Annotated in this window: 15 protein-coding genes and 1 riboswitch; of the genes, 6 read left to right on the top strand and 9 right to left on the bottom strand. The window is 42.4% G+C overall.

From position 1 onward, the window contains the following. Positions 1 to 174: 174 nt before the first annotated feature. From ABZM97_RS07395 to ABZM97_RS07385, 3 genes are read left to right on the top strand one after another with little or no spacing between them, the layout of a single operon-like run. Entirely contained in the window at positions 175 to 2,577 is a 2,403-nt protein-coding gene (locus tag ABZM97_RS07395; RefSeq protein WP_367387362.1) for an EAL domain-containing protein, read from the top strand. Positions 2,578 to 2,614: 37 nt separating this feature from the next. Next, positions 2,615 to 3,550: a Ku protein gene (locus tag ABZM97_RS07390; RefSeq protein ID WP_367387361.1), complete on the top strand. Its 936-nt coding sequence runs from the start codon at positions 2,615 to 2,617 to the stop codon at positions 3,548 to 3,550. 3 nt (positions 3,551 to 3,553) lie between these two features. After that, a complete protein-coding gene (locus ABZM97_RS07385) occupies positions 3,554 to 5,389 on the top strand; it encodes a DNA ligase D (RefSeq protein ID WP_367387360.1) in 1,836 nt (611 codons plus the stop codon). 22 nt (positions 5,390 to 5,411) lie between these two features. Here the strand turns inward: ABZM97_RS07385 and ABZM97_RS07380 are convergent, their stop codons facing one another. Next, the gene (locus tag ABZM97_RS07380; protein ID WP_367387359.1) at positions 5,412 to 6,425 is read right to left on the bottom strand and encodes a glycosyltransferase family 2 protein; all 1,014 of its coding nucleotides are present in this window, start codon (positions 6,423 to 6,425) and stop codon (positions 5,412 to 5,414) included. Between the two features lie 12 nt (positions 6,426 to 6,437). Continuing rightward, positions 6,438 to 8,132, bottom strand: coding sequence for a DUF6044 family protein (locus tag ABZM97_RS07375; RefSeq protein ID WP_367387358.1), 1,695 nt, complete (start codon positions 8,130 to 8,132; stop codon positions 6,438 to 6,440). Positions 8,133 to 8,327: 195 nt separating this feature from the next. Here ABZM97_RS07375 and ABZM97_RS07370 point away from each other — a divergent pair, with 195 nt between their 5' ends. Continuing rightward, on the top strand, positions 8,328 to 9,140 hold the full coding sequence (locus ABZM97_RS07370; protein WP_087990958.1) for a metallophosphoesterase: 813 nt from the start codon (positions 8,328 to 8,330) through the stop codon (positions 9,138 to 9,140). 28 nt (positions 9,141 to 9,168) lie between these two features. Here the strand turns inward: ABZM97_RS07370 and ABZM97_RS07365 are convergent, their stop codons facing one another. After that, a complete protein-coding gene (locus tag ABZM97_RS07365; RefSeq protein WP_087990957.1) occupies positions 9,169 to 9,720 on the bottom strand; it encodes a hypothetical protein in 552 nt (183 codons plus the stop codon). Positions 9,721 to 9,812: 92 nt separating this feature from the next. Between ABZM97_RS07365 and ABZM97_RS07360 the strand changes: the two genes are divergently transcribed. Beyond that, on the top strand, positions 9,813 to 10,907 hold the full coding sequence (locus tag ABZM97_RS07360) for a glycosyltransferase (protein WP_367387357.1): 1,095 nt from the start codon (positions 9,813 to 9,815) through the stop codon (positions 10,905 to 10,907). Between the two features lie 39 nt (positions 10,908 to 10,946). On the opposite strand, the gene ABZM97_RS07355 is transcribed toward ABZM97_RS07360, so the two are convergent. From ABZM97_RS07355 to ABZM97_RS07345, 3 genes are all read right to left on the bottom strand, one after another. Next, positions 10,947 to 11,411 carry a MarR family winged helix-turn-helix transcriptional regulator gene (locus tag ABZM97_RS07355; protein WP_003232536.1) on the bottom strand — a complete coding sequence of 155 codons (465 nt, stop codon included), beginning with the start codon at positions 11,409 to 11,411 and terminating at the stop codon, positions 10,947 to 10,949. Between the two features lie 132 nt (positions 11,412 to 11,543). After that, the gene (locus tag ABZM97_RS07350; RefSeq protein WP_202328591.1) at positions 11,544 to 11,726 is read right to left on the bottom strand and encodes a stress protein; all 183 of its coding nucleotides are present in this window, start codon (positions 11,724 to 11,726) and stop codon (positions 11,544 to 11,546) included. 87 nt (positions 11,727 to 11,813) lie between these two features. Beyond that, positions 11,814 to 11,969 carry a hypothetical protein gene (locus ABZM97_RS07345; protein WP_087990954.1) on the bottom strand — a complete coding sequence of 52 codons (156 nt, stop codon included), beginning with the start codon at positions 11,967 to 11,969 and terminating at the stop codon, positions 11,814 to 11,816. Between the two features lie 193 nt (positions 11,970 to 12,162). Here ABZM97_RS07345 and tnrA point away from each other — a divergent pair, with 193 nt between their 5' ends. Then, positions 12,163 to 12,495, top strand: a complete 333-nt coding sequence (gene tnrA, locus ABZM97_RS07340; protein WP_003218544.1) for a MerR family transcriptional regulator TnrA — start codon at positions 12,163 to 12,165, stop codon at positions 12,493 to 12,495. 42 nt (positions 12,496 to 12,537) lie between these two features. Here the strand turns inward: tnrA and mgtE are convergent, their stop codons facing one another. From mgtE to ABZM97_RS07325, 3 genes are all read right to left on the bottom strand, one after another. Further along, complete coding sequence (mgtE, locus tag ABZM97_RS07335) at positions 12,538 to 13,893, bottom strand: magnesium transporter (RefSeq protein WP_087990953.1); 1,356 nt, start codon at positions 13,891 to 13,893, stop codon at positions 12,538 to 12,540. A 17-nt stretch (positions 13,894 to 13,910) separates the two neighbouring features. Beyond that, a complete protein-coding gene (locus ABZM97_RS07330; protein ID WP_277986989.1) occupies positions 13,911 to 14,033 on the bottom strand; it encodes a hypothetical protein in 123 nt (40 codons plus the stop codon). Positions 14,034 to 14,123: 90 nt separating this feature from the next. Further along, positions 14,124 to 14,290: riboswitch (M-box (ykoK) riboswitch) on the bottom strand. Between the two features lie 107 nt (positions 14,291 to 14,397). Beyond that, positions 14,398 to 14,535: a transcriptional regulator SplA domain-containing protein gene (locus ABZM97_RS07325; protein ID WP_003218541.1), complete on the bottom strand. Its 138-nt coding sequence runs from the start codon at positions 14,533 to 14,535 to the stop codon at positions 14,398 to 14,400. Positions 14,536 to 14,654 lie beyond the last annotated feature (119 nt).

Below are 14,654 nucleotides of genomic sequence, written 5' to 3'. Positions count from 1 at the left end.
CATTTTGTTTTTTTCAGAAAACGTCAACATGATTTTAACACATATTTCACGGTCAGCTGAACTAAAAATAGATCTCTTGCAATTTCTATGGTCTCAAAGGCTGAAATTCTGCGGTTAAGCAGCCGATAATAATGAGAGTCAACAAGACTGGAACACACGGGGGGGAATCTCCATTTGGAAATACACGTATCATATAATATAACACTCATATGTTTATCAATTCTAATTGCCTGTGCCGCAGCGTATATTTCCCTTGAACTGTCAAGGAAAGTCACCATTCATACAGGCTTAAAAAGTAAGATTTGGCTGATCGGCGGCTCACTTATTATGGGATTCGGTATTTGGTCAATGCATTTTGTCGGGATGATGGCCGTCGATATCAAGATGCCAATGCAATATGAATTCATGCCTTTAATTGCGTCCATTGGCGCAGCTGTTTCCGGATCATTTGTGTCCCTCTATTTTGTCAGCCGGCACATTCTTACATATTACAGACTGCTTAGCGGGTCAGTTGTGCTTGGCGCGTCTATTGCATCTATGCATTATATCGGAATGTCTGCCATTTCCCGGGTAATGATTATGTACGAACCGCTTCTTTTTACAGCATCCATTCTGATTGCGATTGCGGCATCTTTCATCTCATTAAAAATATTCTTTGACTTGGCCATGAAAAAACATTCTGAACACCTTATGTTCTATAAAGTCATCAGTTCGATTGTAATGGGAATAGGCATTTCAGGCATGCACTATACAGGGATGCTTGCGGCAACTTTCCGTTTGGATACGGACCCGCCCGGAAGCCATATGGAAATCCATACATTTCATTGGTCGGTTTTTGTTGCGTTAATTATTTTCTGCATTCAAACGCTATTGTTATTCAGTTCCCATGCCGATCGAAAGTTTATTAAACAGAGCGAGCGCATAAAGGATAACGAACAGAGATTTCAATCTTTAATCGTCCATAATATTGACGCGATCTTTATTTTGTCATTAGAAGGAGAGATTATATCTTCCAATCATGCTGGTGAGGACATGATCACCAAATTTGGCTTTAGTATGCACGATTGGAGAAATTACATATCACAGAAGCTTGAACGCCTTTTTAAGCAGGTCAAACTAGATAAACAAGCCATCAACAGCGATAGCGAACTGATCACTGAAAAAGACCAGTTTCACTTAAATATTACGCTCATACCCGTCGAAGTCAATCAAGAACTGGACAGCATTTATGTCATTTGCAAAGATATGACAAAGCAGTACAGGGCAGAAAAAGAAATCCATAGAATGGCTCATTATGATTCACTTACAGATTTACCAAACAGACGGCATGCCATCTCGCACTTAACAGAGGTGCTGAATCGCGAACATACCTTGGATTATAACACCATTGTATTCTTTCTAGACTTAAACCGATTTAAAGTGATAAACGATGCGTTAGGACATAATGTCGGTGATCAGCTGCTTCAGATGACAGCTAAACGCCTGTCATCTGTTGTGCCTGATAATGGGTTTATCGCCCGTCTCGGCGGTGATGAATTTATTATTATCTTGACTAACGCCAATACCCGAACAGGCGAAGCGGATCTTCTAGCAAGAAAAATTATCCAAAAATTCAAAAAACCTTTTAAGATTCAAGATCAAACCCTTATTACATCTGTCAGTATCGGAATTGCGATATCACCAAAAGATGGGACGAACGGTCTTGAATTAATGAAAAAAGCCGATATGGCGATGTATGCCGCTAAAGAGCGAAACAAAAGCAAATACAGATTCTATTCTTTTGCAATCGGTAACAAAGAAACAGTCAAGCTTAACCAAGAGATGGAGCTCAGAGAGGCAATAGAAAACGATCGATTTATCTTGTATTATCAGCCGCAATTTAGTGCAAAAAATCAAAAAATGACGGGTGCAGAGGCGCTGATACGGCTTGTCACACCTGACGGGCAGCTGCGTCCGCCCGGAGAATTCATCAGTGTTGCTGAAGAAACGGGTCTCATTATTGATATCGGAAAGTGGATTATAGATGAAGCATGCAAGCAGGCAAGGGCTTGGCATGACAAAGGTTTTGATCTTTCTGTCGCCATTAATATTTCCGCCAGACAGTTTCAATCCGAAGAACTGATTCTCCTAATCAAGGAGGCGCTTATTAAATACCAGCTTCCTCCTCGGCTTCTGGAAGTGGAAGTAACAGAAAGCATGACAATGGAAAATCTCGATCACTCCAAGAAGGTGTTGTCGTCTTTAACGGAATTAGGAATCAGAATCAGCATTGACGATTTCGGAACGGGACACAGCTCCCTTAGCTATTTAAAGGACTTTCCGATTCACAGGCTGAAAATCGACAAATCGTTTATCGACGATATTCAGACACACCCAAAATCAGAGCAAATTACCGGGGCCATTATTGCCATGGGCCACCAGCTGTCTTTGCAGGTGATTGCTGAAGGCGTGGAAAATTCAGCTCAAAAACAGCTTCTTTACGAAAAAGGCTGTGACCATTTACAGGGCTTCTTTTTCAGCAGGCCCATACCGCCGGAACAACTTGAACAACTCATTCTTGAACAGCCGCCGCATTAACAGCGACGGCTGTTTTTTTACCCATAAGTTACTACACATGAATCGCTCTCCTCCTCTTCACACTAAAAGAAAAAAGGGGTTTATTGATATGCATACAATGTGGAAGGGATCGATCAGTTTCGGATTAGTAAACATCCCGATTAAGCTATATGCGGCCACAGAAGATAAAGACATTAAACTGCGCAGCCTCCATAAAGAGGATCACGCGCCTATCAAATACGAAAAAATTTGCACGAATTGCGAAAAAACACTCGGTCCTGATGAAATTGTGAAGGGATATGAATATGTAAAAGGAAAATATGTAGTGCTGACGGATGAAGATCTAAAAAGCTTAAAGCAGGAGCATGAGGAGAAAGCGGTTGAGATTGTTGACTTTGTTCAGCTTCAGGACATTGATCCGATTTATTTTAATCGCTCCTATTTTGTCGGACCCGGAGATAACGGTACGAAAGCCTATACCCTGCTGCGTGAAGCGCTGCGCTCAACCGGAAAGATCGGCATCGCCAATATGACAATCAGGTCGAAGCAGCAGCTAGCCATTCTCCGCGTTTATGAAAATTGTATCGTGATGGAGTCTATCCATTATCCGGATGAGGTCAGAAGCGCTGTCCATGTCCCGGGTGTACCGGATCAATCGAATGTAAACGATAAGGAACTGCAAACGGCAATCACATTAATAGATGAGCTGACAGCTGAGTTTGAGCCGGAGAAATATGAGGACACGTACCGGCACGCATTGCTGCAAAGAGTCAATGATAAGCTCGAAAATAAGGAAACAGCTGTCACTCCTGATAAAGCGCCTCCTCGTGAAGATGTCATTGACCTGGTCAGCGCCCTGCAAGCCAGCATCGACCGCACCAGAAAGCCGAACCGGGAAACTTCGGCAGCTGCACCAGCACAAGCCGCTGAACCGAAAGGAGCCGGAGATAAGAAACAAAAAACGACTAGAAAAAAAGCCTCCGGCACCTCATAGTCCATGGCGTTTACGATGCAGCCCGTCCTTACTTCATCACCGCCAATAGGAACAGAATGGCGCTACGAAGTAAAATATGACGGGTACCGCTGTATCCTCCGCATCCATTCGGCAGGTGTGACCTTAACTAGCAGAAATGGCTTGGAGCTTACCAGCACCTTCCCTGAAATCACACAATTCGCCAAAACCGCCTTTCAGCACATAGAAAAAGATCTTCCGCTGACACTTGATGGCGAGATTGTATGTTTAGTGAATCCTTATCGTTCAGATTTTGAGCACATTCAAGTGCGGGGCCGTTTGAAAAGGCCAGATAAAATCCGGGAATCGGCCAACGCGCGGCCGTGCTGCTTTCTCGCCTTTGATCTGTTAGAGCGACGCGGAGAAGATGTATCGTCACTTTCGTACCTGGATCGAAAAAAATTGCTGTACGACCTTATGGCTATGCCAAAACTTCCTGCATCTCCAAACCCTTATGCTAGGGAAACCATTCAGTATATCCCCTCCTTTGACCATTTTGATACGATTTGGGAGATGGTTACGAAATATGATGGAGAAGGAATTGTAGCGAAGAAAACAAACAGCAAATGGCTTGAAAAGAAGCGGTCATCCGATTGGCTTAAATATAAAAACTTTAAACAAGCTTATGTTTGTATAACAGGGTTCAACCCCAACAATGGATTTCTGACAGTATCTGTGTTAAAAAACGGCGTGATGACACCGATTGCCTCTGTCTCACACGGAATGCGCGATGATGAAAAAAATGCCGTACGCAAAATTATGGAACAGCACGGACATCAAACACCATCAGGCGAATATACGCTCGAACCATCGATATGTGCAGCCGTTCAATACTTAACGATTCTCCAAGGCACATTGAGAGAGGTATCGTTTGTCGGTTTTGAATTCCATATGGACTGGACCGAATGCACGTATGCGCAAGTCATCCGCCACTCCAAACCGGTCCATCCGAAGCTGCAGTTCACAAGCCTGGATAAAATCATTTTTGAAAAGAATAAAAAAACAAAAGAAGATTTTATTCAGTACATGATTGAAGTCAGTGACTACCTGTTTCCCTTTTTGAAAAACCGTGCTGTCACAGTCATCCGCTATCCGCATGGATCAAGAAGCGAATCATTTTTCCAAAAAAATAAGCCGGACTATGCCCCGGATTTTATTCAATCTTTTTTTGACGGAAACCATGAACATATCGTCTGCGAGGATATGTCTGCATTGTTATGGCTCGCCAACCAGCTTGCTTTGGAGTTTCATGTTCCTTTTCAAACCATTAAAAGCAGGCGCCCGGCTGAGATTGTCATTGATTTGGACCCGCCTTCACGAGAGGACTTTCTCATGGCCGTGCAGGCTGCAAATGAACTGAAACGGCTGTTTGACTCCTTCGGCATCACATCGTACCCGAAGCTGTCCGGAAACAAGGGCATCCAGCTTTATATCCCCTTGTCCCCTGAGGCATTTACGTATGAAGAAACACGCCAATTTACACAGCTGGTCGCAGAGTACTGCACCAATGCATTTCCCGAGCTATTTACCACAGAACGCCTGATCAAAAACAGGCACGGCAAATTGTATCTTGATTATTTGCAGCATGCAGAAGGGAAAACGATTATCTGTCCTTATTCGACAAGGGGGAACGAGCTTGGCACTGTCGCGGCACCGCTCTATTGGCACGAGGTACAAACGTCCTTAACACCCGCTATGTTTACAATTGATACCGTCATCGACCGGATAAAGAAGCAGGGCTGCCCATTTTTCGATTTTTACCGCAGCCCGCAAGACGAACCTCTTAGCGCCATTTTACATCAGTTGAACGGAAAGAGCTGACAAATAAGTCAGCTCTTTTCGTTCAACTGTACTTTTTTTCTAACCGCTCTTTTTCCTGGCGCTGGAGCGGGCTCAGCGGTTCATTATACAAATCGATATCAATCGCATATTTCGGCCGGCTTTTCACTTCTGAAAAAATGGTTCCGATATACTCCCCGATGATCCCGATTCCCATTAATTGCAGACCGCCCAAAAACCAAATGGAAATGATGAGCGACGCCCAGCCTGCATTTGTATGGCCGAGCAGTTTTTGAATAAGTGCACCGATTCCCGCCACAGCGCTGACGAAAAATAAAACAAAACCTAAAAGCGTAAAAAAGCGAATCGGCGCGACACTGAATGATGTAATCCCGTTAAAAGCGAATGATAGCATTTTTTTCAGCGGATATTTCGTTTTGCCGGCAAAACGTTCCTTTCGGTCATACAAGACTTCGGCAGATTTAAAGCCGATCATGGGAACAATTCCTCTTAAAAACAGATTCGCTTCCGGATAGCGAGCAAGCTCTTCAAGCGATCTTTTATTCATTAGTCGAAAATCAGCATGATTATAAATTAATTTAATCCCAAGCTTATTCATGAGGCGATAAAATCCTAAAGCGGTCGTTCGCTTGAAAAAGGTATCGGTTTTTCTGCTGCGGCGGACGCCGTAAACGATCTCGCAGCCCTCATGATACTTCAATATAAAATCCCGGATAACAGAAATGTCGTCCTGTAGATCAGCATCAATTGAAATGACACAGTCTGATTTGTTCTTCGCTTTATGGAGTCCGGCTAAAAGCGCTTTTTGGTGTCCGACATTGCAGGCTAATTTTAAGCCGGCAACCTTCTTGTTTCTTATGCTTTCCATGGCAATCAAGGCCCAAGTGCGGTCTTTGCTGCCATCATCGACAAACAGAATTTTACTGTCTTCAGCGATTAATGTTTCTTCAATCAAGCCGTCTACAACCTCTGTCAGCTGATGGCAGGTCTCTTGAAACACTTCCTCTTCATTGAAACACGGAACGACGATGGTTAACACTGGCTGTGGCTGTTTCAATCGATATCCTCCTTATCTTGTTTCATATAAATAAATGCGCCAGGCCGAATCTATATGGTCAAACGTCTTCACAAGCGCGAGATGGTTTTGATCAGCATTCATGATCGGAACTGAAGAAAAAATGTAACGACCGCCCATTTTTTTAAATACATCTGTATTTAATTGAAGATTGTTGATCGTTTTCTTCGAGTTCTTTTTAAAATCATATCGTTTCCCGAGCTCATCGACGAAAAGGTAGCAACGGCTGCCCCATTCATCAAAATATTGTTTCAGCCGAGCGTTTTTTTCCAGCTCTTTTTCAATGATTTTTCTAAATTCATATTTATATGAAAGCGGGTACAGGTTGTTATACGTATCTAACGTGTAAAACCCGTTATATTGGGCGATAGACGGATGCAGTCCGATGCTCGCCACCCTGTACGAATCTTGCGGTCGCCCGATATACTCCTTAATCTCCTTGAATTGCTCAGATGCATAAAACTCCCGGAATGTCGGCGCATTGTAGTGAACGCCATACGTATACTCTTCATTAAAAGGCGCCAAAACCATCAGCTGTGCAGCGACTGCGGCGTATACAAGCCATTTCCACCCTCTCCCCATCCGCCATATGAGATATAGAGCTAGCGCAAAGCTTACATATATGACAAGCGGCCGGAGGAAATGGAAACGCGCAAAATTAAATTCAGCTAAAAAAGCAAATTTCTGCTTTGGCACAGTCCATATTTTGTTGAACCAAAACGCATACCATAAAGATAGTCCGTAATTAAGCGTAAATAAAAACAGATAAACATTTTCTAGCTTTGTCCGGTTTCGCTTGAACAGCATAGCTGCAAATATAAGCAGCAGGATCGGGAGGATGACAACGGTGTGAACGGTCATCACATGATTATGCCCATAGACAAAGTTTTTTGCGGATAGACGAAGTGAATGCCATACGTCATGCCGTGATGAAATAAATTCTATCCGATGCATCGGTGCGTGGGAGAACAGCATTGAATACACAAGCCGATATTCAACGAAAAGGTAAATACTCGTCATAAATGCAATGCTGCCTAAAAACATCAAATTCCATCTTCTTTGTGTGATGGCATCATACAGCCAAAAGCACGCCATTCCTGCCAAGAAAAAGAAGAAACCTAAGACAAAGCTTGAATATAAAGGAAGCAAACCGAGCGTCAGCCACTCTCTCCATGAGATATCCCCTTTTCGGATATTCAAAAAAGCCCACAGTGCCAAAGGATATCCAAGCGTACTCAGCATTCCCGAAGGCCAGAAAGGTGTTAAAGCAAATGCCAGCGATACGCCAATTCGGATGAAAGCCGCTTTTGGCTCCGGAATCACATGTTTCTTCAGCAGTACATACATTCCCAAAAAAGCGACAACCCTTGTAATCGTCTGGCTTATTGCATAGGCGGTCATGGAAGAAAAGAAAGCGTGCAGCCAAACAATCCCGCTCCACTCAGTGCCAAAGGCATCTCTCGGCAGCCCGTTAATAATTTGCGGAATGGCTGCGTCAACCTTGCCGATGATTTCTCCGCTATCCGCCAAAACCTTGTACCAAGCGATATTGGAATCTAAATTATCGTGGACGCGAATATGGGCATCTTCCTTTAAAATAAAAAGCGGGGATACATACAGCAAAAGGAGAAATAATGCGATCCAGAGATAATATGTTTCTTTTTTGTGTTGTCTCAACAATCGTAACATCGCTTACACATCCATCTGTTATTCTGACTCCATATCCGGCATGTTCTGCCTCATGTGTCAAAATTTATTATCCCTTTTCCCTTCCAAAACATTCATCAGAAGACATTCCGTTTTTAACTTGTCTCTTCCCCATTAATTCCCGCTATCTTTAAGGCATGATCACTTACTATACTGATAGGAGGGAGGGGATATATTTTGTTTACAATCTTACTTTCATTAGCCATACTCGTATCTGTGCCATTTATATATAAAGCGAACCGCAATACAAAAGATGTGAAGGTCAACAGCATTTCAATTGATCAAAAAGACGGCCTTCCAGCTAGAAAAAAATTGAATATCCTTCATTTATCAGATTTTCACTTAGAAAACATTTCTGTTTCACCTGAAGAGCTATATCGTTTAACAAAAAATCAGCCTGTGGACATCATTGCGCTCACCGGAGATTTTCTAGATCGGAAACGTAATATTCCGAAGCTGGCAGGTTACTTAAACGCATTGCAAAAGTTGGAACCTGCATATGGAATGTACGCGGTGTTCGGTAATCATGATTATGTATTAAAAGATAGGGACTTTCTGAGATTGAAGCGTGTTTTAGAGGAAAACGGCTGTATCACGCTGCAAAATGAACATGTTCGAATTGAGACGGCCGCGGGGCCTGTCAATATTATCGGCATTGATGATTACAGCACGAACCGCAGTAATATTGCCGGCTCTTATCAAGATCTAGAAAACGGCTATCAGCTCGTATTAACACATGACCCAAACATTATTCTGGATATGAAAGATGTTCATTTTGATTACCTGCTCTCAGGCCATTTTCACGGCGGGCAAATCCACTGGCCAAAACCGTATCACTTGGTGAAAATGGGCAAGCTCGTGCGCATGAACATGATTAAAGGGCTTCATTATCACCACGATAAACCGTTTTATATCAGCGAAGGTTTAGGACAAACCGGTGTAAATATCCGTGTCGGAAGCCGCCCAGAAGTGACATTTCATCAGATATAAACAAAAAAGACTGCGCTGACCCCAGACATCAGTCTTTTTTTTGATAGGTTTTCTGAAGCTTTTCTTTCGAAATAAACAAATAGGATGTATTCGGTAAATGCCGCACGCTCATCGGCTTTGAAGTGAGATATAAAATCGGCATATGGGTGATCTTTTTAAAACATCTGTAGAAAGGATTGACCGGGGTGACCACATCAAAGCCGAGCCTTTCCACACCTTTGTCAAGCATTGTAATGCCCACAATCCCTTTAATTTTTTCACTTTTTTTATGCTTGTTGATGTAATCCAAAAGCATCGGCATCGATTGGTATACTTTTTGATAGATAATGATTCCCTTTCTGACTGTGCTCTCAATGCTTTGCAGCTCCCTGATCAGCTTAATGTTGTGCAGATGGATTTTAACGAGCACATCATTTTTTCTGATATGCGTTCCGTCGCTCAGCACGACCTGATGTCCTTTGTACTTCGTCAGCCTGACTCGAAAGACGCTTTTTCGATCCTTGTCAATCAAGGTCAGTCTTGAAAAAAAGAAATAAATCGGGTCAACCACTCTCCAAATAGAAAGGAAACAGGTTTTCATCTCTTCACCTTCCTTATGATCAAAAACACCCTTATATTTTGTGAACGTTCTCCCCAAAATATAGTTGCCATATTTTTTTAAGGAGGACCATCATGAAAAACATTCTCATTTTTCCTTTTTTAAGCATTTCCACAGGGCATCATCATGTGGCGGATGCCCTGCAGGCTGAACTGGAGTCTCAAGGACTCGCATCTGAGAAAATTGATATCTTTTCACACGCATATAGACGATTAGAAAAACTGTCCTCCGAGGCGTATTTAAAATGGATTCAATATTTCCCGAAAACGTACAACGGCATTTACAGGCTCCTCGCCTGCGGACGATATCAAAATGACAAACGCTATCCCATGTACGAATGGCTGTTCACACAACAAATGAGGCACATCCTCAAAGAAAAACAGCCTGATATCGCCTTCTGCACACATGCGCTGCCTTCCTATCTGCTGAACCGGCTAAAGCCGGAATATCCGAATATGACGGTTGTAAATGTATATACTGATTTTTTTGTGAATCAATTATGGGGACGGGAGAACATCGATTTCCATTTTTCTCCGATTGTGGATATTAAGAAACAGCTCATGTCTGAAGGAATCGATCCGAAAAACATATACATGACCGGCATTCCCGTTCACCGAATGTTTGAAGCGGGATCAGCAGACACCTGTCAGCATCATCCGCCATATACCATCATCATCACAGGCGGCAGTATGGGAGTCGGGGGTATTTTAAAATGGGTTCAGGATCTGTCGCCAGGAGGAAACATCTTATACAAAATATTATGCGGTCAAAACGAAAAGCTCTACTGCTATGTCAAAAGTTTACGCCATCCTTTTATTGAGGCGATTCCCTACCTTCACAGCAAAGCAGAGATGAACCGTTTATACGAACAGGCGTCAGGCATTATGACAAAACCAGGAGGCGTGACCATCAGCGAATGCTTACAGAAACGGCTTCCGGTATTTATTTATCATGCGCTGCCGGGCCAGGAGGAAATGAATGTGAACCTTCTAAAGGAACGGAAACTTGTCACAGATATGAGAAATTGGGGTATGCAGAAAGCAGAGGAGCGTATGGCGGCATTTTTCCAATCGAATAAACAGATGAAAGAATATGAAAAACATGTCAATGGATATCTTGCCGAAATCTCCGATCGGAAGATTGAAGATGTGTTAAAAAGGATGATATGAAACAAAAAAACACTCCCTGACACAGAGAGTGTAGAATCGTTAACGAAACAGCAAATGCTGGCTGTGAATGCCTGCTTTCTTCAGCAGGACGATCAGCTGATCCTGTTCATCAGGCGAAAGGCCTGAAAACGCTCTCGCAATACGCAGTGCATGAATCGGATAAATTTTATCCAAATACTCATTGCCCTTGTCAGTTAAATGCGCGTAAACGGAGCGTTTATCCTTCGGGTCCTGCTCCCTTACTAAAAACCCGTTTCTTTCTAATTTGTCAATGACATATGTGACGTTTCCGCTCACTAGCAGAAGTCTCGACCCAATTTGCTGTAATTTTTGCGGGCCTCTTGTGTAGAGGAGCTCCAATACAGCAAATTCAGTGGGATTAAAGCCATGCTCTTTGCTGTCACGGATACTATGTTCAGACACACTTTTGAAAGCCCTTGCAAAAACTCTGTACAAATTCATCGCACGCTCAACTTCTTCTTCGTTAAACGATAATCTCATCATATCTACCTCGTATATAGGATTTTTATAAAAAAATAATGAAAACCCTTACATATAATAAGAGTTCAGTCCCTTACTATACGTATTCGCTATCATTCGAGAAATTCCTTCTGAAAGCAAAAATATCCTTATACATTATCTTGTATAAGGATATTTTTTGTCATTTGGAATGCTGCGAAAGAAATATGCGTATTCCTTCCGCAGTTCAGTAATCGTCATTTTGTTCATGACTTCTTTATTATAAACTCCTATTTGAAAGAGTTTTTCAGAATAATGGCTTCGTTCTTTTTCTAAAGCGGATTTCAATAAATTACTCATGGCGTCCTCCTTCATTATGAGGTATCCTATACACAAGATACCCTATTTAAATGAACGTGGTATGAATCTAATGTAAAGAATTTATAATTACGAAGATTTTCGGTAATGTCCGTTTTGAACCGATCTTAATAATTGAAAAGCATGTTCTCCGGCGAGCTGCATAAACGTCTCCAGCATTTCATCACGCTTGATATCCAACTCTATAATTTCTTTTGCCAGTGAGACCGCTTTTTCTTCCTCCATGATTATCCTTCCTCCTCAGTTAATCGTTATATAAAGGATAAAACGCACTTGTGTGTTACGCATTATTCTTGTTAATTTTTCTTCCGCATTTTTTCAAAAATCTTCTATTTGATGTTAGAAAATATGACAAGCGTCAGGTTTTTTCTCTTTGTTTTTTGTATAATATTATCAAAAGACATCCAGGGGTGGAAAAATGGCCACAGAAGATCATTCTTATAAAGACAAAAAAGTGATTTCAATCGGGATTGTGAGTGAATTGACAGGATTGTCCGTAAGACAGATCAGGTATTATGAGGAACGAAAACTCATTTATCCGCAGCGTTCTTCAAGGGGAACGAGAAAGTATTCTTTTGCCGATGTGGAACGGCTGATGGATATCGCCAATAAGCGTGAAGACGGCGTACAGACGGCAGAGATTTTAAAGGATATGCGGAAAAAAGAGCAAATGTTAAAAAACGATCCGCAAGTGCGGAAAAAAATGCTGGAGGGGCAGCTTAATGCGCACTTTCGGTACAAAAACCGTTAAATGATAAAAGTCCGACTCGCAATTGAGACGGACTTTTTACTTTTATAATGAGTGTATGAATGCAGTGGCAATGCCAAAGTAAATTAATAAAGACAAAATATCGTTTAACGTTGTGATCAGCGGTCCTGAAGCGATCGCCGGGTCTACTTTCAGCTTGTGCAAAATAATAGGGATAATTGTTCCTGACATTGTGCCGATAATTAAAGTGAAGAATAGTGAAGAAGCGACAACAAATCCCAGCAGCGCGTTTCCCTGCCATAAGATGGAGACAATCGCAATCAGCACAGAACAAACCGCTCCGATATAAATACTTGTTCTGAACTCCCGAAAGATCAGGCGTACAATCGTTTTTTTGTTCAATTCTTCTTTAGACAACCCTCTGATGACAACCGCGAGGGATTGTGTTCCCGTATTTCCTGTCATCCCTGACACCATCGGCATGAAAAATGCCAGCGCGACAACCTGCTGCAGCGCATCTTCAAAATAACTGATAATGCTTCCTGAAATCAGCCCGATAAACAAGAGCAAAATCAGCCATGGCAGGCGTCGGTATGCCGCCACATAAGACTTTGTGTCAAAGGTGATGTCTTTACCGGAAGCGGCAAATTTTTCGTAATCCTCATCAGCTTCCCGAATGACGACGTCGATAATATCATCGACTGTTACAATGCCGACAAGAACATTGTTTTCTTCCACAACCGGGATCGCCAAGAAATCGTAACGTTCAATCAGACGGGCAACTTCTTCCTGATCCTGAAGAGCGTCTGCTGATATGACGCGGGTAAACATTAAATCCTGCACCTTTTCTTCAGGTTCGCCCAAAATCAAATCACGGTAGGATAGCACGCCCACCAGCTGTTTGCTTTCATTGATGACATATAAGTAGTTGATCGATTCAGCTATTTCAGCAAAGCTTTTTAATTTGACGACCGCGTCTTTTACCGTGTAATGCTGAGGAATCCACACAAACCGGTTTGTCATCATGCGTCCCGCTGAGTCGGCCGGATAGTTCATCAAAAGCTGTACAGCTTTTGACTCTGACGCTTCCATGCTGGACAAAAGCTGTTCCTTCAGTTCTTCATCCATTTCTTCAAGCAATTGCGCGAGGTCATCGTTGTCCATTTTGTTCATCGCAAGTGTTGCTTTTGTTTTTCCGACTTTATTTAAGACGGCAAGCTGAAATTCGCGCTCCAGCTCCCCGATCATATCCGTGATATCATCTACAGTTAAATAAGATAAATAGCGGGCGCGGTGTTTTTCCGGCATTTCTTTGAAAATAAATGCCATATCATAGGGCTGAAGCTCATCAATAACGCTTCTGAAATCCTTAATCTTCCCGTCTCGCAATAAAATAATGATGCGTAAAATGAGTTCGTCATAGGTCATGTTTTGAACCATAAGGACTCGTACCTCCTCTACGGAGACGTGCCGGCCTCGCCTGAAGGTGCGGCAGATCGTCTCCTCACCGTGTAATCAATTGTCTTGCTGTCATAGTATATGGGTACTTCTTCAGATTGACTCGAATGGGGAGAATCCATACTCCGCACCTCCTTTGATAAGATTCGTTTTAAAGGCATAAAAAAAGCCTTCGGGATTGAAGGAGAAAGAAACACGGCAAAAAAGCGTGCGGGCGCCTTCAATCGTAGAGCTTTAGCACTGTATGGCATAGGAGCAATCATCCAGCTGCGTTAAAAATCACCTTATGTCGATGATTTCTGTTGACCCATTGGCGTCTTTGGACATTTTTGGGCAGCAGCGTATCTCCATACAGGAGCCTCACCTAACGAAGTTCATAATTGAATTGACACACTGAGATTACAGAAAAAAACAAGCTGTGTCAACTCAAAAAAGTAATTAATGCGCTTTCATCACAATAACGGAACAAAACAAGGGCCTAAGCCCTTATTCTGTTGTTTGCGTTTCATCATCTTCCGAGAGCAAATGATATGTTTCATGAAGAAATAAAGCATATTCTCCTTCTTTTGTCGGATGAGGGACATATTCAGCTTGATTGATGTATTGCTCCTCTTTCTTTTCCATGTGTTTCGCCTCCTTTTCTATTTAGATTGTCCAAATGAAGGCTTCTTATCATGAAAAACCCCCGCTGATATGCGGGGGTTTCCTAAAACGGCTTAAGTTTTAGGGTTTTGTCATCATTT

It is taken from the genome of Bacillus vallismortis, from assembly GCF_040784915.1.
Taxonomy (GTDB): Bacteria; Bacillota; Bacilli; order Bacillales; family Bacillaceae; genus Bacillus; species Bacillus subtilis_G.
The sequence above is the reverse complement of the archived record's forward strand: the minus strand, read 5'-3'. Positions and strand labels throughout refer to the sequence as shown.